The sequence below is a fragment of the Lactiplantibacillus plajomi genome (genome assembly GCF_005405405.1).
Classification (GTDB): domain Bacteria; phylum Bacillota; class Bacilli; order Lactobacillales; family Lactobacillaceae; genus Lactiplantibacillus; species Lactiplantibacillus plajomi.
Genome location: NZ_BJDZ01000024.1, coordinates 1 through 22,386 on the forward strand (window position 1 = coordinate 1; position 22,386 = coordinate 22,386).

24 protein-coding genes and 1 tRNA gene are annotated in these 22,386 nt (G+C 49.5%); 15 read left to right on the forward strand and 10 right to left on the reverse strand.

Annotated elements, in window-relative coordinates; translation table 11 throughout:
• Positions 1 to 313 precede the first annotated feature (313 nt).
• The 3 genes from FFM82_RS09885 to FFM82_RS09895 form a co-directional block, all read right to left on the reverse strand.
• The gene (locus tag FFM82_RS09885; RefSeq protein WP_137645675.1) at positions 314 to 1,195 is read right to left on the reverse strand and encodes a GIY-YIG nuclease family protein; all 882 of its coding nucleotides are present in this window, start codon (positions 1,193 to 1,195) and stop codon (positions 314 to 316) included.
• Between the two features lie 198 nt (positions 1,196 to 1,393).
• On the reverse strand, positions 1,394 to 1,732 hold the full coding sequence (locus FFM82_RS09890) for a type II toxin-antitoxin system PemK/MazF family toxin (protein WP_137645676.1): 339 nt from the start codon (positions 1,730 to 1,732) through the stop codon (positions 1,394 to 1,396).
• Complete coding sequence (locus tag FFM82_RS09895) at positions 1,725 to 2,000, reverse strand: type II toxin-antitoxin system RelB/DinJ family antitoxin (RefSeq protein ID WP_137645677.1); 276 nt, start codon at positions 1,998 to 2,000, stop codon at positions 1,725 to 1,727. The genes FFM82_RS09890 and FFM82_RS09895 overlap by 8 nt, the downstream gene beginning before the upstream one ends.
• A 135-nt stretch (positions 2,001 to 2,135) precedes the next feature.
• Here FFM82_RS09895 and FFM82_RS09900 point away from each other — a divergent pair, with 135 nt between their 5' ends.
• From FFM82_RS09900 to FFM82_RS09910, 4 genes are all read left to right on the forward strand, one after another.
• Complete coding sequence (locus FFM82_RS09900; protein WP_137645678.1) at positions 2,136 to 2,390, forward strand: AbrB family transcriptional regulator; 255 nt, start codon at positions 2,136 to 2,138, stop codon at positions 2,388 to 2,390.
• Complete coding sequence (locus tag FFM82_RS09905; protein ID WP_137645679.1) at positions 2,387 to 2,779, forward strand: type II toxin-antitoxin system death-on-curing family toxin; 393 nt, start codon at positions 2,387 to 2,389, stop codon at positions 2,777 to 2,779. Before FFM82_RS09900 ends, FFM82_RS09905 begins: the two co-directional genes overlap by 4 nt.
• A gap of 39 nt (positions 2,780 to 2,818) precedes the next feature.
• Positions 2,819 to 2,974, forward strand: a complete 156-nt coding sequence (locus tag FFM82_RS13575; protein ID WP_170178271.1) for a hypothetical protein — start codon at positions 2,819 to 2,821, stop codon at positions 2,972 to 2,974.
• A 151-nt stretch (positions 2,975 to 3,125) separates the two neighbouring features.
• Positions 3,126 to 3,932 (forward strand): aldo/keto reductase, encoded by an 807-nt coding sequence (locus FFM82_RS09910; protein WP_137645680.1) that lies wholly within the window; start codon positions 3,126 to 3,128, stop codon positions 3,930 to 3,932.
• A gap of 68 nt (positions 3,933 to 4,000) precedes the next feature.
• Here the strand turns inward: FFM82_RS09910 and FFM82_RS09915 are convergent, their stop codons facing one another.
• The gene (locus FFM82_RS09915; RefSeq protein ID WP_137645681.1) at positions 4,001 to 4,756 is read right to left on the reverse strand and encodes a DUF4811 domain-containing protein; all 756 of its coding nucleotides are present in this window, start codon (positions 4,754 to 4,756) and stop codon (positions 4,001 to 4,003) included.
• Positions 4,753 to 6,198, reverse strand: a complete 1,446-nt coding sequence (locus tag FFM82_RS09920; RefSeq protein ID WP_137645682.1) for an MDR family MFS transporter — start codon at positions 6,196 to 6,198, stop codon at positions 4,753 to 4,755. The genes FFM82_RS09915 and FFM82_RS09920 overlap by 4 nt, the downstream gene beginning before the upstream one ends.
• A 159-nt stretch (positions 6,199 to 6,357) precedes the next feature.
• Between FFM82_RS09920 and FFM82_RS09925 the strand changes: the two genes are divergently transcribed.
• The 7 genes from FFM82_RS09925 to FFM82_RS09955 all read left to right on the forward strand — a co-directional run bounded on the left by FFM82_RS09925 (position 6,358) and on the right by FFM82_RS09955 (position 16,321).
• Positions 6,358 to 6,921, forward strand: coding sequence for a TetR/AcrR family transcriptional regulator (locus FFM82_RS09925; protein WP_137645683.1), 564 nt, complete (start codon positions 6,358 to 6,360; stop codon positions 6,919 to 6,921).
• 89 nt (positions 6,922 to 7,010) lie between these two features.
• Complete coding sequence (locus FFM82_RS09930) at positions 7,011 to 9,698, forward strand: AAA family ATPase (RefSeq protein ID WP_170178272.1); 2,688 nt, start codon at positions 7,011 to 7,013, stop codon at positions 9,696 to 9,698.
• A 169-nt stretch (positions 9,699 to 9,867) separates the two neighbouring features.
• The gene (locus tag FFM82_RS09935; RefSeq protein ID WP_137645685.1) at positions 9,868 to 12,207 is read left to right on the forward strand and encodes a cation-translocating P-type ATPase; all 2,340 of its coding nucleotides are present in this window, start codon (positions 9,868 to 9,870) and stop codon (positions 12,205 to 12,207) included.
• Between the two features lie 152 nt (positions 12,208 to 12,359).
• Positions 12,360 to 13,679 carry a PTS transporter subunit EIIC gene (locus FFM82_RS09940; protein ID WP_137645686.1) on the forward strand — a complete coding sequence of 440 codons (1,320 nt, stop codon included), beginning with the start codon at positions 12,360 to 12,362 and terminating at the stop codon, positions 13,677 to 13,679.
• Positions 13,672 to 14,565 (forward strand): alpha/beta hydrolase, encoded by an 894-nt coding sequence (locus FFM82_RS09945; protein WP_137645687.1) that lies wholly within the window; start codon positions 13,672 to 13,674, stop codon positions 14,563 to 14,565. The genes FFM82_RS09940 and FFM82_RS09945 overlap by 8 nt, the downstream gene beginning before the upstream one ends.
• Positions 14,566 to 14,643: 78 nt before the next feature.
• On the forward strand, positions 14,644 to 15,519 hold the full coding sequence (locus tag FFM82_RS09950; RefSeq protein WP_137645688.1) for a MurR/RpiR family transcriptional regulator: 876 nt from the start codon (positions 14,644 to 14,646) through the stop codon (positions 15,517 to 15,519).
• 25 nt (positions 15,520 to 15,544) lie between these two features.
• Entirely contained in the window at positions 15,545 to 16,321 is a 777-nt protein-coding gene (locus tag FFM82_RS09955; RefSeq protein ID WP_137645689.1) for a GH25 family lysozyme, read from the forward strand.
• Positions 16,322 to 16,448: 127 nt separating this feature from the next.
• Here the strand turns inward: FFM82_RS09955 and FFM82_RS09960 are convergent, their stop codons facing one another.
• Entirely contained in the window at positions 16,449 to 16,832 is a 384-nt protein-coding gene (locus FFM82_RS09960) for a DUF4828 domain-containing protein (protein ID WP_137645690.1), read from the reverse strand.
• A 341-nt stretch (positions 16,833 to 17,173) separates the two neighbouring features.
• On the opposite strand from FFM82_RS09960, the gene FFM82_RS09965 reads away from it, so the two are divergent.
• The 4 genes from FFM82_RS09965 to FFM82_RS09980 all read left to right on the forward strand — a co-directional run bounded on the left by FFM82_RS09965 (position 17,174) and on the right by FFM82_RS09980 (position 20,073).
• A complete protein-coding gene (locus FFM82_RS09965; RefSeq protein ID WP_125072881.1) occupies positions 17,174 to 17,374 on the forward strand; it encodes a cold-shock protein in 201 nt (66 codons plus the stop codon).
• Positions 17,375 to 17,587: 213 nt separating this feature from the next.
• The gene (locus FFM82_RS09970) at positions 17,588 to 18,598 is read left to right on the forward strand and encodes a Gfo/Idh/MocA family protein (protein ID WP_137645691.1); all 1,011 of its coding nucleotides are present in this window, start codon (positions 17,588 to 17,590) and stop codon (positions 18,596 to 18,598) included.
• A 12-nt stretch (positions 18,599 to 18,610) separates the two neighbouring features.
• Positions 18,611 to 19,948, forward strand: a complete 1,338-nt coding sequence (locus tag FFM82_RS09975) for a DEAD/DEAH box helicase (RefSeq protein ID WP_137645692.1) — start codon at positions 18,611 to 18,613, stop codon at positions 19,946 to 19,948.
• A gap of 52 nt (positions 19,949 to 20,000) precedes the next feature.
• Positions 20,001 to 20,073 (forward strand) — tRNA-Arg (locus FFM82_RS09980).
• 475 nt (positions 20,074 to 20,548) lie between these two features.
• Here FFM82_RS09980 and FFM82_RS09990 read toward each other — a convergent pair.
• The 4 genes from FFM82_RS09990 to FFM82_RS10005 all read right to left on the reverse strand — a co-directional run bounded on the left by FFM82_RS09990 (position 20,549) and on the right by FFM82_RS10005 (position 22,334).
• The gene (locus tag FFM82_RS09990; RefSeq protein WP_170178273.1) at positions 20,549 to 21,163 is read right to left on the reverse strand and encodes a DUF3862 domain-containing protein; all 615 of its coding nucleotides are present in this window, start codon (positions 21,161 to 21,163) and stop codon (positions 20,549 to 20,551) included.
• Positions 21,164 to 21,236: 73 nt separating this feature from the next.
• Positions 21,237 to 21,539 carry a hypothetical protein gene (locus tag FFM82_RS09995; RefSeq protein WP_137645694.1) on the reverse strand — a complete coding sequence of 101 codons (303 nt, stop codon included), beginning with the start codon at positions 21,537 to 21,539 and terminating at the stop codon, positions 21,237 to 21,239.
• Positions 21,500 to 21,757: a hypothetical protein gene (locus tag FFM82_RS10000; RefSeq protein ID WP_137645695.1), complete on the reverse strand. Its 258-nt coding sequence runs from the start codon at positions 21,755 to 21,757 to the stop codon at positions 21,500 to 21,502. The genes FFM82_RS09995 and FFM82_RS10000 overlap by 40 nt, the downstream gene beginning before the upstream one ends.
• A gap of 136 nt (positions 21,758 to 21,893) precedes the next feature.
• Positions 21,894 to 22,334: a universal stress protein gene (locus FFM82_RS10005; RefSeq protein ID WP_137645696.1), complete on the reverse strand. Its 441-nt coding sequence runs from the start codon at positions 22,332 to 22,334 to the stop codon at positions 21,894 to 21,896.
• Positions 22,335 to 22,386 lie beyond the last annotated feature (52 nt).

Sequence of the window (22,386 nt, forward strand, 5' to 3'; positions counted from 1 at the left end):
CAAGTCTCATTTAAAATCAAAATTACAAAAAAGAACCCAATTCGTAAATGAATTGGATTCTCAAATTAGTCCTCATCAACACCGGTTGACAAAGAGCCTTTATTAATCGGTATTGATGTGAGGTTAAATTTGGCGGAGGGGCTCTTTTATCTCTAGGTCAATTCTAATAAAATAGTTTTGGACATGCTAAGCACTCGTTTTTAATTGGTTTTAGTCGACTTGATGGTGGCACGGGACGGATGACGGATATGTCCGTAAAAGTTTATCTGTCCATCATAAGTAACCTGTAGCATCTCTGACTGATTTTTTAGAGTTATATTTTTTCTATTTCATTCAGAGATCGTCCTTGTTCATCTTTCCAAGCCTCTTTTCCGTTTATAGAACTTCCAACAACAAAACTAGCAGCAGAGGACGGTGAACCAAATAGAACATCTTCTTGGAGGATTCCATTTAGTATTAATCCCTTTTCTTTCCGCCTTATGCTTATTTTCTTGGGAACTGAGGCAGAATCAATCGTATTGATATGGCTTCCCTTTAATAAAACGAGACCTTCACTAGTTTGTTTTGCTGTAGTGTTAATAGTTTGATTGTTTTTAGGTCTTAAAAATAGGCGAGGATTAGATTGAATTTCTTTTTTTGAAATAGTATTTTGTGGCACGTCTTCAATTAACGGCTCAAATAAATGATAGCCAAGGGTACCAATGACGATTTTTGTATAATCGATAAATTCTTTCAACTCTGATTCTTTTTCTTCGGTAACGTGACCTTGAGTGGGCTCGTTTCCATTTTTCACGGTGTATCTGCTGATATCAGAGGCTAGTTTTGTAAATTGATTTTCAAGATAGCTTATTTCGGTAGGCCCGAAGGTGTTATTGGTAGTTGTAAAAGCAACTGCCTCAGTCCAATAATCTTCCTTTGGATTTCTTTTATGCTCTTGCAACCGGTTTAAAACACCTTCTCCGTTTTTACGTGTTCCAGCTTGTCCGATATAAACTATGTTTTCTTGCGTTTCGTCTGAAGGACTAAACAAGAAGTAGACACCACTTTGCTTTAAGTATTTAATGTTTTTAGCTTTATCTAGCTCTGTTCTTGGTATTTTATATGCAATTCCTGTCCAATTAGCTAATGTTGCTTTGATTCTTCCCTTTGGGATACCGTCCATTAAGTATAGTTGTATTGTTTTTTCACCGGCCATTGAATCATCCTCCGTTATCAAAATAGCTAGTAATATTATAGCAGGTAGCTTGATGGAATGACCCGTAACGCGTAAATAGCTATATTCTGAAAGCACAGGGGGGGGTAAAAAAACAACGAGGCAATGTATCATTGTTTTCTTTTGAAATTAAAACGGAACCAGACTACTGACAGCCAGGTTCCATTTTTAGCTTAATGGTTATTCGCGGTTGAGGTTTTTGATTCTTTCAAGAAAGTGTCGTAGTCGAGCAGTGTCGTCATCACTTAATTGACCGGTGTAGTTGATTTCAGTTGTTTTCTTAGCTAAGGAATAAAGCTGATAGGTGTCAATCCAGGATTGCTTTTTCAGCCTAGTGGGGTGATAATCTTTAATTTCAAAGTACCACTGTTTGATGAAATCAGATTTACTTGTATATTTAGTCGTAATATTGAAAAAGAAAAGCTCGGTGTGAGTTTCCCTTAGAATATAGACGGGGCGACGTTTGCCACCAGAGATTTGGATGAAGCGGACGTAGGCGGTCGCAATTGTTTTAGTCATCCTTTTCCGCCCATTTTTTGATTAGCTCCGGTGTCTTTAATTCGGTGACTGGCCAGGTTGTAGTTATTTTTTGAATGGCCAACTCGTCTTTTTCCCGTTGCGTTAACTTGGGTGAAAATGGGAGGCCGCCTTCAGCAACCAGTCGTTTATAAAACATTGTGATGGCAGCTGTGGGGGTTAGTCCAAGTTCAGTTAAAACTGCGTCGCCCTCGTCTGCAAGGACGCGATCAACCTGGACTTGAATTCGTTTTTTTGTGGATTGTGTCATTACTATTCCTTCCTTTTACTTATATTATACTATTAAATGAGTAAAAACTGTTAAAATCAACTTGACCCGTAACTATTTAATAGTGGTCAAATGTATGTATTATAATGTATAATGTACATACAGGAGGCGATGCAAATGATTAATCCAGCTGATTTGAATCAGAAAGTTAAAATGTTTAAAAATGGTAATTCATATGCGTTTAGAATTTCAAAGAAAGATCGGGAGTTTCTAGGTGCTGACACTGATACTCGTTTTGAGAAAATTGTATCACCGGATGGTAAAGAAATAACTTTTAAAAAAATTGAAAAGCTTCGTCCGGATGTGTTAAAAACTGCTACTCAGTTATATGAAAAGCATTCGGATTTAATGAAACGTTTGGAAGATTTATGATTTATTTGACAGAAGAGGAGCTCATTGCGATTAATGAATTGGTGATTAAACAAGCTAATGGGCAGTCGATTGGGGTTCAATACCCTCAAGGCTTGGATTTAGTTGTCAATCAGCCGAAACAAGTTGTATTTGGGCAAGAATTGTATCCTAATGTTTGGATTAAGGCAGCATTTATTATTCAAAAAATCACTAAGAAGCATATCTTTGTGGATGGAAATAAAAGAACTGCACTTTTATCAGGATTGACATTTCTTAGTATCAATGGAATTGAGTTAAATTTTGCAACCGATGAGGGCGAGCAACTGATACTAGGTGTAACTAATAGTATTGATAGTGATGAAATAATGGTAACTTTGGCTGAATGGTTAAAAAAGCATGCTAAAGTATAAAAATGTTCAATTAAATAAATGTCATTGGGGGACTTTCAAATGAAACAACGTTGCTACGTTAGCAAAAATGGCCATTTTAAAAGTGTGATCACCACGTATACGCCTAAGGAGGCGTGGCAAAACATTAAAGCGGGCGTCAAGAAGATCAAGCTGGGCAAGCGACCACTTTTTTCGCTAAAAATTACTAGAAAATAATGATATGACGAGTCAATAACTTTAAGCGTGGTCGGGGCCTGCTTAAAGTTTTTTTATTTTGCTTTGCGAGCGCCATCCTTGAACCCCCGTAGGTGAGCGGGTATGATAAATAAAGATAATATTTTTGATAAATGAAAGGTGAATTCACTCTATGGAAACCACAACCCTTAGTAACGGTGTCACCATCCCAATGTTAGGCTTTGGGACGTATCAGCTTGACGCAAAAGACGTGCCAACAGCTTTAAAGACCGCGTTTGACGCGGGTTACCGTCATTTAGACTGTGCCCACATTTACGGGAACGAAGCGGCGGTCGGCGAAGCTATCAAGGCGTCCGGGATTGCCCGTAAAGACCTGTTTATTACGTCTAAAGTTTGGAACAGCGACCAAGGTTATGACTCAACGTTAGCCGCTTTTGACCGAACCTTAAGCGATTTACAGTTGGACTACCTGGACCTGTATTTGATCCACTGGCCAAACGAAGACAACTTTGACTTGAGCTTGGATACTTGGCGAGCCCTTGAAACGCTCTACAAACAGAAAAAAGTGCGGGCAATCGGGGTTTCTAACTTCTCTGAAAAGCAGCTGCAGGCGGTCTTCGACATGGCGACCGTTAAGCCGATGGTCAACCAAATTGAACGTCACCCGTACAAGGTTCAAGCAGAACTTGGTAAGTTCGATACCGATAACGGTATCGTTAACGAAGGCTACTCCCCAATCGGCCACGGTCACTTGATCTTACAAGATTCGGTGATTACAAAGTTAGCGGATAAGTACGGTAAGACACCGGCACAAATTGTGTTACGTTGGCACCTGGATACCGGCTACGTGGTCTTCCCGAAGTCGGCGCAACCGGCCCACGTGAAGGAAAACTTCGACGTTGACGGCTTCCACTTGACGCAGGAAGAAATTGCGGCTATCGACGGCTTGGATCAAGATAAACATTTGAATTACGATTAAGTTAAAGCGGGCAAGGCCCGCTTTTTTGCGCCTAAAAACCGGGGCCGCTGTGAACGACCCCGGTCATGTTATTCTGAATAAATGGATTGGCACTTTGCTTGGGCCGGTAGCGCTGGTACTTGGCGCTTGGCTTGTTGCGTGGCGAGCTGTTGCGCCCGTTGCTGGTACTGCTGCTTTAACTGGGCCAGTTGGCTGCTAGTCAGCTGCGGGTCAGCAGCTTGGGCTTGTTGCAGTTGCGTTTTAACGGCCCGCGTCGTTGTTTGCTTAGCTTTGCTCGTTAGCTTTGTCGCTTTTTTCTCCAGCCATTCTGCCTGGTTAACACTCAGAATTTCCCAGTTAGTCGGAATTTCAAAAGTGTTCGTTTCCCGCACGAGTAGGTTGTGATGACCGGTACCGCGAAACAGGGTGCGCCACCAGCGGTTGTTGTACGTCCAGCGCCGTTGCACCGTTAGTAGCCGCGCCGATTGCCGTTGGGTCCGGACGACCCGGTTCGTCGTTTTCAAAGTTGAGGCGGTGTGGAGTTGCTTTTGGCGGTCCGCCCGGCGGTAAACGTAGACCCGCTCGTGGTGGGCCCGTTTGATGGGACTGTAAAGTAAAAAGTTAACGTTGGGATTGCTGACGGTCGGTTGCAGGGCAGTCATGTGGGTCGTTTTCTCAACGTGCATCCCCCAGTACCAGCGGTCGTTGCCAATCATCGTTACGGCACCGGCGACCAGCAGGGTAAAGCTAAGCCCACCGATTAGTAACTTACTACGTTGTGACGGCATCAGGAGCAGGCCGAGGATGAAACCAGCCAACCCGATGCCCATGAGCCATAAAATCATTGCACCGCTCCTTTTTTAGGTGTTCGTTTAACAAAAATAGCAAAGATAAAACTAATAATTCCCATCACGGTCGCGACTAAAAAGGCGGCGTGAAACCCGCGCATTGCCGCGGCGTAGGTCTGATTTTGATAGAGCAGTGGTGCGGTTTGTAAGAGGTGCTTAGCCGGTTGGCCCTGATTCGCGACGTTGGTTAGGACGCTACCAAGGACGGCGGTCCCCATCGAGGTCATAATCTGGCGCATCGTGCTGTTGATGGCCGTCCCGTGACTCAGCTGGATACCGTGTAGGTCGACCGAACTGGCGGCCGTTAGCGGCATCGCAACTAACGCAACCCCGCTCATTAAAATCATGTATTCCATGATAATCATTGGGTAGGGCGTATGGCGGGTCAGTAGTGCAAACGGTAGGGTCCCGAGGGTCAGTAAGAACGTTCCCATCAGGGCTAACCGGCGCCCACCAATCAGGTCGTAGGCCCGGCCGGAAATCAGGCTGACCAGCCCGTACAACAGGGCTCCCGGTAAAATAATTAATCCGGAAACTAGGGGCGTGCGCCCGCGCACGTTTTGCAAATACATCGGTAACACCACCTGAATGCCAATCATGGCGGTGTTGGCCAGCCCGGTGATCATCGAAGCAACCGTGAACGACGGAATTTTCAGTAGGCGGATGTTGAGCAGCGGTGCTTTTTGGGGCCACTCACGGCGGACAAAGCCGGCGATGAAGATAATGCCGATAATTAGACTAATAATGACGATTGCGGAGGTCCAGCCGTGCTCGCCAACGGAAGAAAAACCGTAAAGTAGGCTGCCGAAGCCAATCGTTGACAAGCCGATTGCCCAACCGTCAATGGCTGACTTTTTCAGCGGGATCACGGGCCGGACCGTGAACGCGGCAATCAGGAGGACGATGGCGACCGGTGGAATCATCATGCCGAACAGATCGCGCCACGACGCGTTATCTAAGATCCAACCGGAAACGGTCGGTCCTAACGCGGGGGCCAGACCGATGACGATTCCGCCGAGCCCCATCATCGTCCCGCGCTTCTCGGGCGGGTAGATGACCAGCAGGACCGTCTGGATGGTCGGAAAAGTGATGCCAATGCCGATGGCCTGAATTAGGCGGCCCAATAAGATGAGTTGAAAGTTGGGCGCCGTGAAGCTAACAATCAAGCCAATCAGAAAACAGGTCAGGGCGGCCATGTAGATCAGCCGTAAGCTAAAGTTGTTCAGCAGCCAGGCACTGACCGGGATCATAATTCCCATGACCAGTAAGAAGCCGGTCGTCAGCCACTGGACCGTTGCGCTGGAAATTGAGAAGGTCCGCATCAGCGTTGGGTAGGCCGTTACTAACATGTTGGTCGTTAGCGCGGTACAAAACGTACCCAGCACCAGCGTTAGCGTCAGGGCTAGCTGACTATAAGGTTTGCCGTTGTTATCCACCATTGTCACGCTCCGTTGTTTTTAGTTAAACTGATTCAATCAGTTTAGTAACATTATAGCGATTTTTATTTTTTATTTAAAGCGTTTGGCGTCGTTTTGCCCAATTATTAACTGATTTTGAGTTATAATAATAAACGAATCAATTCGAGAGTGGGGAAGAAAATGGTAAAGAGAAGAACGTTAACGCAAGCGAAAGTTCTCGCAACCGCGAATCAGTTAATCGAGACCAAGGGAATTACTGGGTTAACCATTCGGGACTTAGCGCTCGTCTTAGATGTGCGACCGCAATCAATTTATAACTATGTTGATAGTTTGAGTGACTTGTTGGACCAGGTCGGGATGCAGTTCGTTAAGAGTGTGTCTGACCAATTAAACGAGAAGTTGGCCGACGTGACCGGTGACGATGCCCTGATGGCCTTCGCACAGGAATTCCGCTCGGCTTGTCAGCACCATCGCGGTCTCGCACCGGTGTTGTTGGACTTAAATGATAACTTGAAGATTCCGCGGACGCGGACGGCGATGATCAAGTTGTACCAGGACATGTTTACGCCGTTACAACTAAACGACGCGGCCCGGGTCGAAAATACCCTGTACCGCTCGACGTTGTTTGGTTTCATTATTCAGGAAATCGGTGGTTTCTTCACAATGCCCGAGTCCCAATTAGACGACCGGTTCACCAAAACGATGCAGCTGGCAATTGCCCAAACGCATTTACCGTCCGAATAATAATCCATTCATATCCCTAGGTCCGGCTATTTAGCCGGGCCTTTTTAGTGCTATACTTTTGATAAACTGATTTAAACGGAGGAGTAATGATGGGTAGGACGCTTGAGGTACATACGAATGAAGACTTTTATAACGCGGTTGGCGCAATCAATTTGACCACCAGCGACGATAGTCTTGAAAAGGTTGACACGGTCCTGATTGGTCCGGGAAAATTTGAAATTGGCGAACTGGTCGGGATTGGGGTGACGGCACCGCTCACCATCCGGGGAACGGCGGCGCAACCGACCGATACTTATTTAGATGCCCGCATCGTGGTTCAAGTCGCTGGAACGTTGATGCTTGAAAATTTAACGCTTGTGAACCGGGAAGCGGAACAGTCCGCGGTTTATATGGACAGTGGCACCGACTTAGTGATCAAAAACGCCTTTTTATCCAATCAGTCAGCAACGATTCCAACGGTGCTGCTGGATGGTGGTAACGCCACGATTGAAGACGCCGTGATTACTCACCTTGACCCGGAAAGTGACGTCTTAGATGCGATCAACGGCGGTCATTTTACGGTCAGTCGAACCCTCTTTCAGGGTGGCACCGTTAAGGACTTAGCTACCATGAGCGTGGACGATGTGATGGTCACCGGACCGCTGATTGCGTCGAATTACAGCGATATCGTTGGCGGCAGTGTCGCGTTTCAGCAGCGAGCCAAAGAAGTCTCAATGATTAATTTAGTCGACGGTAGTCAGTTTAATGTTAAAAGTGTGCTAGTTGGTGCGGGAACGAACCAGATTCAAAGTCAAAATTCACGGGTGACGGTGGGAACCAGCAACCTTGATGCCACGCACCAGGTACTCTTGATGGCTGATGAACTGTTAGCGCATAGTCGTTTCCCAGGGGCACAAGTTTTGGGCAACCTGTCACGTAACGGTCACATTATTGATACGGGCGAGACGGCTACCCCGGTACCACCGGCCGACTTAGTGGGTTGGCAACAACGGGTCAAAGCTTATTTAAAACGTGAAAGCCAGTTTCCGGATGCGGATCAGGTTCCGTTGGCGACTGAAGTGCAATCGCAAGCGCCGGTTGCGCCCGCATCACAAGCGGCACCGGTTACGTCGGCAGCAGCAGCTACCAGTGTTGCGGAGACGCCGTCCGCTATGGCGCAGTTAGACGCCATGGTCGGGTTACCGAAGCTTAAACAGGCGGTTAAAAAATTTATTAACCTAGCGGGCTATAATCAGCAACGCATCGCACGGGGCATGCCGGCACTCGAAGCGTCCTACCACGCGCTGTTCTTAGGTAATCCGGGGACCGGGAAAACGACAGTGGCCCGGATCATCGGTAAGCTGATGTACGAGCAGCACATTTTACCGAAAGCAACTTTCGTGGAAGCGTCACGCCAGGACCTGGTTGCCGAGTACGTTGGTATGACGGCGCCCAAGACGACCAAACTGTTGGAAAGCGCACTCGGCGGCGTCCTTTTTATTGATGAAGCGTACAGCCTGTATCAGCAGGGCGGTGAAAATAACTACGGAGCCGAGGCGGTCGATACCATGTTGAAATTTATGGAGGACCACCGCAACGAATTAATGATTATTTTGGCCGGCTACACCGCGCCGATGCAGGATTTGATGAGTATGAACCCAGGGCTGACCTCCAGAATTCCGAACGTGTTCACTTTTGAAGACTACACGCCCGAAGAAATTGGTACGATCGGCATCAATCAATTAATGGCTCAGCATTTTAAGTTTGATCAGCAATTTTACCGTGACACGGTCACCAAGGCGTACCAGCACGCCATCGATAATAGCAACGGTCGTTGGGTACGTAATTTCAATGAAAAATTACTAGCCATCGTGGCGAATAACTACATGGCCGCCCCCGAACAGCGGGCCATCGACCGGATTGAAAATCAGGATTTAACCGAGTTAACGGGTGGTGACCAGCCAATCAAGGACGCCACCGTGACCAAGCTAATGACCCAGTTGGACGATTTAATTGGGCTGGCCGAGGTTAAAACGTTCGTGCACGACTTAATTGAACGGCGATCCGTGCAACAACGGTTAGCCGGCGTGATTCCGGAAGACCACGAAACGAGTTACCACATGTGCTTTAACGGTAACCCTGGGACCGGGAAAACGACGGTGGCCCGTATTATTGCTAAACTCTTTTACAACCTGGACATGCTGGCTAAGGACACCGTGATGGAAGTTAGCCGGACTGACCTGGTCGGTAGTTACGTTGGCCAGACCGAACAAAAGACCCAGCAAGTGATTCAAGAAGCCCTGGGTGGCGTCCTGTTTGTGGATGAGGCTTACGAACTGAGCAACGGTCAGGAAAATGATTTCGGACCGCGGGCAATCGAAGCATTAATGGCCGCGATGGAAAATTACCGCGGGAAACTCGTGATCATCTTTGCTGGTTACGAGCAGCAGATGGCCACGTTCATGACGACCAACCCCGGGTTACGGTCGCGGGTACCCTACACGTTGCACTTTGCTGACGATACCCCGGCAGAAGTTGCTACGATTGTTAATCAGCGCCTAACGCCTGATTGGCAGGTCGATTCCCAACTAATTGCGCAACAAGTGAGCGGCCTGTATCGCCAGGTTGCACCTAACGACCGCTCAAATGGCCGCTGGGCACGTAACTTTGCGGAACAACTGGTTAACCAGCAGCAGAACTGGTTGGCGGATCATCCCGAAGTGACTGACGTGACGACGATTCGCGATGAGGTGGTCTTAGCGACGGTACGCCAGGTTCAAGCAACTTTAACGGCATAAAATAAGTGCGTTCGGTACGGTTACCGGGCGCCTTTTTTATGCCGTTGTTAGTCAGAAAACTGAATTCCAGCAAAAAAAGTTGTAATTCGTTTAAGTAAGGGTTAAATCCAGCCTGTTCGGCCATAAAATCGTTTACAATGGACGTAATTAGAGAACAGGGGGCGGTTAGATGAGCAACCGTTACTTACCACCCGTTGAGACGGGATTAACGGCCAAACAGGTTAAGCAGCGGCAAGCCGCAGGGCGCCAAAATACGTCGCTACCGCCGTTGACCCGCTCAATCAAGCAAATTTTTCGGGATAACTTAATGACCCTGTTTAATTTGATTAACGTGGGGTTGGCCGGCCTAGTGGTGTGGACTGGCAGTTATAAAAATCTACTGTTTTTCTTCGTCGTAATTATTAATACGGCCATCGGGATCTTTCAGGAAATTCGTTCCAAGCGCCAGGTCGACCGCCTTTCAATTTTGTCGGAGGCCCAATTACAGTTGATTCGTGACGGACAAACTCTGACCGTTAACCAGGCGGCCATCGTTGAGGATGACTTGCTAGCAATCAGTCGCGGTGACCAGCTCCCGGTCGACGGAATCGTCCGGACGACCACCGGCTTAGAAGTTGACGAGTCACAGATTACCGGGGAAGCGGAACCGGTGCTTAAGGCGACTGGCGATCCGTTGACCTCCGGTAGTATTATCCTGGGTGGTCATGGTGTCGTGCAGGCCACCAAGGTTGGTGACGGGAGCTTTATCAAACGGATGTCCAAGGCTGCGAAGCAAAAGCACCGGACGCCGAGCGAGTTGTTGACCGTTATTAACCGCATTATTAAGGTGCTCACGATTGTGATTATCCCGTTGGGCGCGGGGTTGTTCATTGCAACCTTAATGCGCGGTGCATCGCAAAACCGGGCCATTCTTGGGACGGTCGCTGCAATGGTCGGCATGATTCCGGAAGGGCTCGTGTTGTTGACGTCGGTTGCCTTGGCCGCCGGCGCGTTTACCCTTGGTCGGCACCGGGTGTTAGTCCGCGAATTACCCGCAATCGAAGCGCTAGCAAGGGTTGACACCCTCTGTTTGGATAAAACCGGAACGATTACGAGTGGTCAGTTGACCTTCGAACGGGTTGAACCGGTCAGCGGGCAAAGTGAAGCGGTCGTTACCCAGCGGTTAGCCGAATTAATTACGGCGATCGACGACGATAACGAGACCGCCCGGGCCATTCGGACGGCACTGGGACAGCCAACCGTCGATGTGCAGACCGTGCAGCCGTTCTCCTCCGCCCGTAAGTGGAGTGGGGCGCAGTTTAACGGCCAGTCGTTGGTGTTGGGAGCCCCTGAATTTATTCTTGAAACTGTGCCAAAAGATTTGGCACACCGGGTCGACCAGCTGGCACAGCGGGGTTACCGGGTGCTACTGATGGCAACGGTGACCGCCCTGACAACGCCGCGGCCCCAAGCTCCCCAAGCGTTAGGCCTTGTGCTGATTACGGATGAGCTGCGGCCGAACGCCCAGACGACTTTTGGTTACTTTGAAAATCAGGACGTGGCGTTAAAGGTGATTTCCGGGGATAACCCGGTCACTGTCGCCAGCGTTGCCAAGCGCGCCGGCATTAGTGGCACCGACCAGCTCGTTGATATGAGCCGGGTCGGGGCACAACCGGATTACGCGGCGCTAGTGACTGACTACAACGTCTTTGGGCGGGTCACCCCGGCTCAAAAGGAACGGCTGATCAAAGCCTACCAAGCGGCGGACCACACGGTGGCAATGACCGGTGACGGGGTGAACGACCTGCTTGCCCTGAAACAGGCGGATTGTAGCATTGCGATGGCTTCTGGGAGTGAAGCAACCAAGAGTCTAGCGGACTTCGTGTTACTGGATTCTAATTTTGATGCCATGGTCCAGGTGCTCAACGAGGGGCGCCGGGTGATCAACAACGTCGAGCGGGTCGCAGCCCTGTACCTGATTAAAACGATGTATTCAGCGGCCTTAACGTTGATTTTCATTTTCATGCACAGTGCTTATCCGTTCGAACCGATTCAGCTCACGCCAATTTCATCGTTGATGGTCGGCATCCCGACATTTTTCTTAGCGTTACAACCGGACTACGCGCGAATCACCGGTCGCTTTATGCGCCAGGTGATGGAAATCGCGGTTCCCGCGGCGTTGTGCATCGTTGGTTACATTGTTGGTATCATGTTACTGGGTCACCAGTTACACCTCCCGTACGCGGTGACCTCGACCCTGTGCGTGTTGCTGACGGGGGTCATCAGCCTCAACGCGTTGATCATTGCGGCGCGACCGCTGAACCGGTTTAAAATTGCGCTGGTAGCGCTGATGGCGTTACTATTTGCGGCCGTCTTTTTCTTTGGCGGGCGGGTTTTCTCACTGGTCAGTCCGTGGAATTGGAAGTTTGCGTTGCTGTACCTGCCGCTAATTATTAGCGCCAACCCGGTCTTTATCTTGGTTCAAAACGGATTGGGAAAACGGGTGTTAAGTCGCATTCGGTGGCGTTAAGTACCTTGTTAAAAAAACATCAAGACGGTCATCCCGGCAGTTTTCGGGATGGCCGTTTTCACCGTTGTGACGGTTAAAATTTCCGACCCGATTCAGTAGCCGTCTGGCGACCGTTCACCTATAATGAAAAGGAATGAAAATGGGGGGATCTTATGGGCTTGACGCAACGACACTTATTGCGGCAACTAGTGCCGCGGCTACAACGGTTACGTGAAACGAACTTTTACCGGGTCATTCAGCGGACCCTGATGTTGACGTTTCCGTTTATTTTGATTGGAACGTTCAGTGCACTGATTCAGCAAACCGTTTTGACGAAAAGCGGCTTTTTCGCCAGTCTCTTTCACTTATCCAAATGGGTGCCGTACTACCGTTACTTGCACTACCCGTTCGATAACTTAACGGCGTTAACGCTGGATAGTGTCGCGGTGGTCGCCGCTTTTGGGGCGGCAAAGTACCACGCCAAGTTACATCAGCGCGATGATCAATTGGCCGGGCTAACGGCGGCGATCGCGTTACTAGTGATGGCCTACCAGTATGCGGATGATGCCAGCGCGTTCAATGACTTGATGCTGGGTACCAACGGGCTAACCGGTGCGCTGATTGTGGGTGGCTTGACCGGCGAGTTTTTTAAATGGTTCGGTCGACCAATTCGGGATGACCACGACGTGCACACTGGTCAGATTCTGAGCCGCACCTTTCAGTCGTTATTACCGATGGTGGCGATGCTGATAGTGGCGTTACTGGTCAGTCTGGGACTTAACTGGCTGATCATCAATACTCAGACCGAACAGCTGTGGGAAAACTGGCAGAAGTACGCCACCACCAGTCACAGCGTTTGGGTCACGTTTGCAATGGCGGCGTTGACGTTGTTGCTAGAAATTATTGGCTTATTCGGTCCGTACCAGCAGCAATTAGCCGTAAATACACCGGCCATGAACGCCAACCTCAACGCCGCGTTGACTAATCACAGCGCTACCAACGTGCCGTATCCGTTCACGGCCAGTACCCTGTACCACGCGTTTGGGACCTTTGGCGGTACCGGGATGTTGTTGGCGTTAGTCATTGCAATTTTTATCGGTAGCAATAATCATAATTATCACGTGGTGGCGCGCTGGGGACTTTTACCGGCGCTCTTCAATAGTAACGGTCCGATTTTAACGGGACTGCCGGTCCTATATAACCCGATTTACGTGATTCCGTTCCTATTAGCACCGTTGCTGAACATGGCAATTGCGGCGACGGCGATTGCGTTCAAATGGATGCCGCCGGTCGTTTACCCGGTCCCCGTTGGCACGCCGGGACCGCTGATTGCCTTTATCGGAACGGACGGGAACCCGGTCGCTTTAATATTAGGGGGCGTGTGCCTGATTTTATCGGTTTTGATCTACTTACCATTTATGAGTTTGGCGGAGGCCACCGTCAGTGCTAGCGTCATCAAGGCCACGATGGAAGGGGCGAGTGACGATGCGTAAATCAATTAATTGGCCCCGGCGGCGTCGGAGTTTGATCGTCTTATTACTCGGGTTATGCTTCATTGGGCTCTTGATTTGGCCCGCCTTTCACTGGACGCGGGCCAACGTGAAGGGCATGACTGGCCGCCACGATTCACGGTTGTCGCCGATCATTATGATTCCGGGCAGTAGTGCCAGCCAAAATCGCTTTGATGGGCTCGTCGACCAGCTGAACAAGGCTGATAAGCGTAAACACAGTTTGATCAAATTAACGGTCAAGAAAAACGACCAAATCACCATGTCCGGGTCACTGCGACCGCGGGATAACGAACCGGTGATCGTGGTCGGCTTTGAAAATAATAAGGACGGCTACGACAACATTAAAAAGCAGGCCCGCTGGTTTTCACTGGCCTTTAAACGCCTTACGAAAACGTATCAGTTCAATAATTTTAAGGCGATCGGTCACTCGAACGGTGGGCTGATATATACCTACTACTTGGAACACTACTTTGACCGTGACGATATTACGGTCAAGCGGATGATGACGATCGGGTCGCCGTTTAACTTTTCCGAAGCCAATCTCGACCATAAGACACAGATGCTGGCTGATTTTATTAAGTATCGTGATAGTTTGCCCGCTAGTATGACGGTGTATTCGGTCGCGGGGACGGAAAACTACGATTCTGACGGCTTGGTCCCGGCGCGTAGTGTTGAAGCCGGGAAGTACGTCTTTCAGGGGCGGGTCAAACACTACACGGAAATTACGGTGACCGGCGATAACGCCCAGCACTCTGATTTGCCACAAAACCGGCAAATTGTGAAATTAATCCAGCAATACATGCTGGATAAACGGATGCAGCCGAACCGTAAGCGGGGACTGGTTGGGGCTAATCCGGAGAATCCTTAAGACTTTGGTAGCGGTCGCAATGCCGGTCTAGGGCGTTTGTACGAACTGTGGTAAAATTTGGATATGGAGGTGGCAACCATGTCCACACACGCATCAGTACAACGCAACCGCGTGTTGACGCTGATTCGGTCCTATTACCCGAATTTAAGCGCAACCGACCGGAAGATTGCGGATTATATTATTCAGGCCCCGGTTAAGACGGCGGCCCAATCGATTTCGGATTTAGCGGCGGCGGTTGGCGTTTCGACCGCCACCATTTCTCGCTTTGTCAAACGGATTAGTTTTAACAGCTTTCGCGATTTCTCACGGGAATTAACGGCGGCCCAGCCGGCTGAACCGGCCGCGACCGCTTTTCAGGACGTGGAGAAGCAGGCCACGTTCAAGGGAATCGCCCGCTCAACGTTTAATAGTATTCAAAGCTCGCTGGATCAAACCAGTCAGGTGATGACCGAAGCCGACTTGAAGCAGGCGGTCCACCTGTTATTGCACGCCAAAACAATTGCTTTTTACGGCTTGGGCGGCTCGGCGGTCGCGGCCCTAGACGGTTACCATAAGTTTGTCCGGACCGGAATCAACTGCTCGCATAATGCCGATTACGATATGCAGCTGATGCAAGCAGCCCAGATGACCGACCAGGACGTGGCGGTCGTGATTTCACACACCGGCCGTAACCAACAGACGCTCCAGATTATGGCAACGCTCGAGGCGCAAAAGGTGCCGGTGATTGCACTAACTAGTTTTGGTAATTCACCGTTAGCCAAGGCTAGCACGGTGGCGTTTATTTCGGTCGCGGAAGAAATTAATTACCGCTCCGAAGGTTTGACTTCACTGATTGCCCAAATGAGCATTATTGACAGTTTATTTTTGATGACGGCCGTCCATGGCAACATTGAAATGGCGGCTAGTTTAGGCCGGGTTCGCGAAACGATTAGCGCGACCCGAACCGATTGGTGAAATTTCACTAAGGGTGGATGATGGAATGACAAAACAACAGCGATTACGTCCGGCCTACGCGCGGACGCGCAGTGGCCGTTGGTGGCACCGCTTGATGGTGTTGCTAGTGCTGAGCCTCGTCATCGCCGGTGTTTGGGGCGGGCTAGCGTGGTACCAGTCCCGTCAGGCCGCCGTGGTGAGCGGCTTTAACGTCCGCGGGGTCGCCGTCTCACAAACGGATGGTTACTTAGACTTCGCCGCCCTCCAAAATAACGGGCTGAAGTTTGCGTACTTGCACGCTACTCAGGGTGCTAGTTATTCGGACGACTACTTTGCTAGTAATTATGACCGGATTGCCGGCACCGACATGGGGGTCGGGGTGGTGCACGTTTTTAGTTTTTCGAGTTCCGCGGCGGCGCAAGCGGCCTATTTCGAAAAGATGGTCGGCGATGATATCGGCGATTTACCGATCGCCATTCAGGTTCAATATTATGGCAATTATTCCGCTAAGACCGTTGACGTCCAAAAGGCGCAGGCAAAGTTACGGGCACTGGTTTATAAATTAACCAATTATTATAACCGCCAGTGCGTGGTGTGGTCATCGCCAACGGTGGCTAAACGACTGGTTAAGCCGGTAATTACCAAGACGCCGCTCTGGTATGATACGACTAATACGCATCACCGGGCAGCTCGCATCATGTTCATGCACTATTCCAGCCGGGTCGTTTACCGACAAAACGGGACCCGCCAGGAATTTGCCGGCCTGGTGTTCAACGGTAGCTCGCAACGTTTTACCAAGTTACGTGCCGATCCCTGGTTCTAAAGATGCAAAAAGGCACGTGTGCCAAAAGCCAGCTGACTTTTGGCACACGTTTTGGCTATTAACATTCGGAAACACACAAAAGGACGACTACCACACTGGTAATCGTCCTTTTTATCGTACTTGTAAGTTAGCCCGTGGCCTGATCCAAGCGCTTGGGCGCTAAAATGACGTAATTTCGGTTATCAGCTTCGTCGAAGAGGCTAACGGGACGGGCCTCGTTAGCGTGGACGACTAGGTGAAAGCCGTATTTATCAAGTAGGACTAACTGGGTAGCTGACATTGATTCTACGGTTGCGGGCATGGCGCGACCATCGATGCGAATGATCATGCTGGGGTCGATTTCTAATTGATGATCCCGGTGGTGAGCTTCGTCACGATAAGTCCAAGTACCCGCGTAAAAGACGGCTAAGTCGCCACTGGTCGGATTAGCCGGACGCTTTTTACGAATCAACGTACTTGATAACCCTGCCAGTAAAGATAAGCCAAATAAAATGGCACCACGTCGCTTCACCGGATCAACCTTCCTTCTTTACAGATTACTCTTAAAATATAACACGAAACCGGTGTTAACGATATGAATTCAACCGTTCTTATCAAAGGTTTTAGATGCCTGTTACATCAAGGTAATGAAAGTAATCTTAAATTAATTTAGTTGAGATAATTCGACAATCTTTTGAAAAGTTGACTGGTTTTACTGTTCTTTTTTGGGGGAGTATGTTAACCTAGTACTTGTGATTAGCATTTAACAGAAGTTCAGAAGTGCCCTTTGTGTGCTACCTTAACAGACTCTTTTAGGTGTTGATAACATAGTTTTGTTACTTTTGGTTTGTAATCCTAGGAGGATTTGTATACATGAAGAATGGTACTGTAAAATGGTTTAATGCTGATAAAGGTTTCGGATTTATTACTGGTGAAGATGGCAACGATGTATTTGTTCACTTCTCAGCTATCCAAGTTGACGGTTTCAAGACCTTAGAAGAAGGTCAAAAAGTTACCTTTGACGAAGAACAAAGCGATCGTGGCCCACAAGCTACTAACGTTGTTCCTCAATAATTCGATATAAAATTAGGTGCCTGATCAACGCTGTTGGTTAGGACCGTCAGAAGGGCCCCGGTTCGTTTACGCATGGGGTCCTTTTTTTGACCGCTAATTAAATTTTATAAAAACGGGCGTTATTCCTAAGTTGATTACGGAAAACTGGTAAAATAAAGCTATTAGTAAGCGGAACCAGTTAGGCTTGGCTTCATCAATGAGAGGGGTACGAACATGTTAAAATTAGGGATTATTGGGACGAACTGGATTACCCAGCAATTTGTGGATGCAGCGACGGCTTCCGGTGAATGGCAGCTGACAACCGTTTATTCCCGTCACGCCGAAACGGCCAGCGCCTTTGCGACTAAAAACCACGCGGCTTCGACGTTCACAGACTTAGCCGATTTCTTTAGTCACGGCGACTTCGACGCGGTTTACATCGCGTCACCGAATAGCCTGCACTTTGAACAGGCTAAGCTGGCGGTCGAACACGGTAAGCACGTGATCGTGGAAAAACCGGCCATGGCCAACCAGGCGTTGTTTGAACAGTTAGACGAGTGTTTAGCAGCTCACCCGGACGTATTGCTGTTTGAAGCGGCCCGTCAAATTCACGAGGTTAACTTTAAGCGGGTTCAGGATCAAATTAGCCAAATGGAATTAATTCAGGGTGCCACTTTAACCTACATGAAGTATTCCTCCCGCTTTGACGCGGTCCGTTCTGGGCAGGAACCGAATATTTTCTCACCGAAGTTTGCCGGTGGCGCCCTACAAGATTTGGGCGTCTACGTGGTGTACGACGCGGTCGGCTGGTTCGGGATGCCCGATGAAGTTGCCTACTACCCGACGATGTTATCAACCGGGGTCGATGGGAAAGGCGTTGCCATTTTACGTTACCCAACCTTCACGGTCACTCTGAATATTGGCAAAACCAGTAACTCCGCGCTGCCGTCAGAAATCAACGGTTTACGTGACACCATCGTGATGGATAACGCCGCGGAATTAGCCCGGGTCACGTACCAAGATAATGATGGCAAGCCCCACAACATTGGCGTTCAACCCGACGACAACCCGATGTTAGCGGAAGCCAAGGACTTCGCCAAGGTAATCAACGACCCGACGACTTACCACGCAGAATATCAAGCATGGCGGCAACTCAGTCGCAACGTAAACAAACTATTATTTAATTTACGGCAGTCCGGTCACGTCTATTTCTCGGATGACGAACGGGACAGTGCTGCTAAATAGAAACGAGGCACTATGTTAGACGTATTTAAAACAAAATTTGCAACTGAAGGCTTTACCGAGCCGTCACCGATTCAAACGGCGGTTGCCGAACCGTTAGCGGATGGGCAGTCGATTCTTGGGTTAGCGCCGACCGGTTCCGGTAAGACGCTGGCTTTCACTTGGCCTATCTTAGAAAAGGTGCGGCCCGGCGAAGGTATTCAGGCGTTGATCTTAGCGCCGTCGCAAGAGTTGGCGATGCAAACGACCAACGTGGTTCGCGATTGGGCGCAACTGGTCGACGTGAAAGTCCTCGCCATTACCGGGGGCGCCAACGTTAAGCGGCAGCTCGAAAAGCTTAAGAAACGGCCGGAAGTGATCGTGGCAACCCCGGGCCGGGTAATGAACCTGGTCGGTGATGGTAAGCTCAAGCTGGGCCACCTCAAGATGATGATCGTGGATGAAGCCGACGAACTGTTAACGGATGAGACCCTCGACCAGATTCGGTCGATTTTAGACGCCACCTTTGCGGAAACGTTGCAGCTAGCGTTCTTCTCAGCCACCGAAACGAAGATTTTGGACGACTTGCCGCGCTGGTTCGGGCGGCCGGTTGAAAAAATCGACGTGCGGGCAATTGATCAGACACAGGGCGTGGTTCGCCACCGCATGATGGAAGTTGGTAACCGCCACCGCGTCGAACTCCTGAAAAAAATTAGCCGGGTCGACCACTTACGGGCACTGGTCTTCTTTAACAAGATGCAGTTGCTTCAACACGTGGCCATCGAGTTACGCCACCAACACGCTAGCTTCGTGGCGCTGACGAGTAACCAGCGCCAGGTTGAACGTGAAAAGGCGTTGCGGCTATTTCGGCAGGGCAAGGTGGCGTTGTTGCTCACGACCGACTTAGCGGCCCGCGGACTCGACGTGCCACAGCTACCGGCGGTCATCAATTACCAGTTACCGAAAGACGTCACGACCTACATTCACCGCAGTGGGCGGACCGGTCGGATGGGAGCGGACGGCCTCGTCTTGACACTAGGTGACGACCACGATTTGCGCGACTTTAAGAAAATTATGGCCGATACGGCTTATGAGCTTAAGCGTGCTTATTTGGTTGATTATCAAGTGGTGGATACGAAACCGGACCGGATCGTCCCACCGTTAGCATTCGATCACGCTGACGACGCTGGTGAACCGTTAGGCAACCGGCACCGTGTCGCCCGTTCCGGACATCCCGATAAGGTTAGACGCACGGAAACGACTGCTGAGCGGGTGATTCAACCGGCTAAGGCTGTGAAGAAACGCAAGGGTCACAAGAAGCACTCGAAGAAAAAAGGGATGCGTAAAAAGAATCGCGACCGTTACGGCGAATAACGGTTTGCCAAATCGAACGATCCGTGAGATGATATTTTACGGATTGTTTTTTGGCCCCATAGCACAACTGGATAGGGCACCCGCCTCCTAAGCGGTTGATCCCGGTTCGAGTCCGGGTGGGGTCATTTGAATATACCAGTAGAATCGTTTCGTACCGACGCAGAGCGTTGATACGAAGCGGTTTTTATTTTAAGCGAAACGCTCAGAAACAATATAAAACGATATTTTGGTGCATATTTGGTGCACATTAGGCTTTTTTGGACGTTTGGTGCACCAAGTTGTGCACCAAACCGTCTATCGAGCATAGAGCCACAAGGGCTTTGCTGGTCTCTTTTTTTCCATTTCTCGTAATAAGTGTGAATTAGTTTAAATGGTAGTGGGGGATACTTCGTTACTAGTAGAATCGTTTCGTACCGACGCAGAGCGTTGATATGAAGCGGTTTTTACGTTATGGATAACTTCTTAGTGCTACCCATTTATTTAGGGGGGCTTATCAAAAATAAACCGATGATCAGGTACACCACTTGGGTGACCTAATCATCGGTTTTAATTAATCTTAATTGAGTTGAGAAGCAACTGTGCTGCGCGTTAAACGGCGGGTTAGTTAAACCCGGTCTTCGTCATTGAAACGAGCTTGTTAGCGGTAAATGTAAAGGAGACGCTAGCGCCCGCTTTTTCGCCCTTAATATTGGTGTAAGTTAGTAGCTGTGAGCTCAACGCGCCCGCTCCTGAAAGCACCTCGCCGTTAGGCTTACCCAGCTTGGCTTTGACAGTATCCAGACTCGTACCAGTTTTGATGGCGCTCAATGAGCTAGCGGTGATCTTTGAGTTTGTTGTTAGGGAGGCGTTGGCGTATCCCTTGGCAACGGCTTTACCATCGTAAATGCTAACGGTGACGGTTGCCCCAGTTAGCCCCTTCCCGACGTTGGTCCAACCGTACTGGGTCGCTTGTTGGTCTAACCCGGTGACGGTGGTTTTGGTTTCTTGGTCGGGTTTACCGAGCAGCTTTTTAACTTCTGCTTCACTAGTCGCAGAACCAAGGTTGGGAAGTGCCACCTTGATTGTCTCGTAGTTGGCCAGGCTAATACCGCCAGACTGCTGCTTTGAGCTCGTTGTGGCTTGGCTGGCCTTCGATGGGGCTTGCTTCGTATTGCCACAAGCCGCCAGCGTGCTCCCAGTTAAAATGGTTATCCCGAGTGTGAGTAATTTGTGCATCATGAGTTCCTCCGAAAGTTGTTGCACCTTTTAGTGACATAAGCTTTTGGTCAAACGGTGGTGCTATGTAAACTCACTGGTACTCGTGATAAGTCGTCCAGCAGGCTTTTGCCAGCAGTTTCGTGAGCACGAGCTGTTGGGGCCCGAATTGTTGCAGTTGATCGCGTAAAGCAGCTGGTAGGAGGTTGTACGGTGCGGCTGAATAATTAGTCACGGCAACGACCGTTACCGGAATGGTTCGGCCAGCCTGGTAGTCGTGGTCGGCAACGGCGTGGTAGGCGTCGATTGCAGCCTGAAAGTGGCCGTTGCGCACCCGCGCCCAGCGAATCGGGTTATCTAAGTGGCTGGCGACGGTTGCGACGTCGTTATCGCCCAACGCAATAATTTTGGCGCCGTTCGGAGCGGCGGTTTTGCCACTAACCCGCCATTCACCGCCCGCAGTCGGGGTGACTTCAGCAAATTAGTTTGAAACAGCTGTTGCGACCCGATACTTGCGTCGGAGCGGTCGATTCCTAAGAAGAGTAGTGAGGTACCCAGAACGCTCAGGCCAAAGCCTAAGACGATTAACCCGAGGTGCCGTGGCTGTTTACGCATTTTTGTTAGCCTCCCGTTTGTATAAAGCTGGAATACGCTGATGTCATTATCATAACTGTTTTAAAGTGGTCGGTGGGTAAAACTTTGATGAGAAATAAAAAAACTCCCGGAATTATCCGGGAGCCTAGTGTCACAATCAACGAATTACCAGCACGTTGCACGGTGCCTGGTCAACTAGAAAACTAGTTGTCGACCCAACGGCCAGCCGGTTAGGTGAGTCCGCGCCGGTTGCGCCCAGCACCATTAAATCTATATCTGGGTGCTTAGCAGCGTAGTCTTGAATCGCGTACTTAGGTGACCCGTAAGTGATCTCTATCTGAAAATCACTGACCGTGGTGGTGGCGACGAATGCTTGGCGTTTGGCCATGGCCGCTTTAGCATGGGCGGCCTCGGCATCCAACAGTTCACTTAGGAGAGGATCTAATGCGGGCGTGTGGTAGGCGCTATCATCGACAACGTAGAGCGCCGTTAGCGTGGCATTGTGACGTTGGGCAATGTTCACGGCTTCGGTAAAGGCCGTCTGGGCGGCTTCGGAACTATCAACGGGTGCTAGGATGTGCAGGTAACGACTTGGCATAATATCCACCTCCATTTTCTACCTTAATTATAAACAACGGTAATCCGTTTTA

Bases quoted from the DNA above. Each gene is read 5' to 3' on its own strand.
- FFM82_RS09885 (WP_137645675.1), bottom strand. From the start codon at position 1,195: ATGGCCGGTGAAAAAACAATACAACTATACTTAATGGACGGTATCCCA.
- FFM82_RS09890 (WP_137645676.1), bottom strand. From the start codon at position 1,732: ATGACTAAAACAATTGCGACCGCCTACGTCCGCTTCATCCAAATCTCT.
- FFM82_RS09895 (WP_137645677.1), bottom strand. From the start codon at position 2,000: ATGACACAATCCACAAAAAAACGAATTCAAGTCCAGGTTGATCGCGTC.
- FFM82_RS09900 (WP_137645678.1), top strand. From the start codon at position 2,136: ATGATTAATCCAGCTGATTTGAATCAGAAAGTTAAAATGTTTAAAAAT.
- FFM82_RS09905 (WP_137645679.1), top strand. From the start codon at position 2,387: ATGATTTATTTGACAGAAGAGGAGCTCATTGCGATTAATGAATTGGTG.
- FFM82_RS13575 (WP_170178271.1), top strand. From the start codon at position 2,819: ATGAAACAACGTTGCTACGTTAGCAAAAATGGCCATTTTAAAAGTGTG.
- FFM82_RS09910 (WP_137645680.1), top strand. From the start codon at position 3,126: ATGGAAACCACAACCCTTAGTAACGGTGTCACCATCCCAATGTTAGGC.
- FFM82_RS09915 (WP_137645681.1), bottom strand. From the start codon at position 4,756: ATGATTTTATGGCTCATGGGCATCGGGTTGGCTGGTTTCATCCTCGGC.
- FFM82_RS09920 (WP_137645682.1), bottom strand. From the start codon at position 6,198: ATGGTGGATAACAACGGCAAACCTTATAGTCAGCTAGCCCTGACGCTA.
- FFM82_RS09925 (WP_137645683.1), top strand. From the start codon at position 6,358: ATGGTAAAGAGAAGAACGTTAACGCAAGCGAAAGTTCTCGCAACCGCG.
- FFM82_RS09930 (WP_170178272.1), top strand. From the start codon at position 7,011: ATGGGTAGGACGCTTGAGGTACATACGAATGAAGACTTTTATAACGCG.
- FFM82_RS09935 (WP_137645685.1), top strand. From the start codon at position 9,868: ATGAGCAACCGTTACTTACCACCCGTTGAGACGGGATTAACGGCCAAA.
- FFM82_RS09940 (WP_137645686.1), top strand. From the start codon at position 12,360: ATGGGCTTGACGCAACGACACTTATTGCGGCAACTAGTGCCGCGGCTA.
- FFM82_RS09945 (WP_137645687.1), top strand. From the start codon at position 13,672: ATGCGTAAATCAATTAATTGGCCCCGGCGGCGTCGGAGTTTGATCGTC.
- FFM82_RS09950 (WP_137645688.1), top strand. From the start codon at position 14,644: ATGTCCACACACGCATCAGTACAACGCAACCGCGTGTTGACGCTGATT.
- FFM82_RS09955 (WP_137645689.1), top strand. From the start codon at position 15,545: ATGACAAAACAACAGCGATTACGTCCGGCCTACGCGCGGACGCGCAGT.
- FFM82_RS09965 (WP_125072881.1), top strand. From the start codon at position 17,174: ATGAAGAATGGTACTGTAAAATGGTTTAATGCTGATAAAGGTTTCGGA.
- FFM82_RS09970 (WP_137645691.1), top strand. From the start codon at position 17,588: ATGTTAAAATTAGGGATTATTGGGACGAACTGGATTACCCAGCAATTT.
- FFM82_RS09975 (WP_137645692.1), top strand. From the start codon at position 18,611: ATGTTAGACGTATTTAAAACAAAATTTGCAACTGAAGGCTTTACCGAG.
- FFM82_RS09990 (WP_170178273.1), bottom strand. From the start codon at position 21,163: ATGCACAAATTACTCACACTCGGGATAACCATTTTAACTGGGAGCACG.
- FFM82_RS10000 (WP_137645695.1), bottom strand. From the start codon at position 21,757: ATGCGTAAACAGCCACGGCACCTCGGGTTAATCGTCTTAGGCTTTGGC.
- FFM82_RS10005 (WP_137645696.1), bottom strand. From the start codon at position 22,334: ATGCCAAGTCGTTACCTGCACATCCTAGCACCCGTTGATAGTTCCGAA.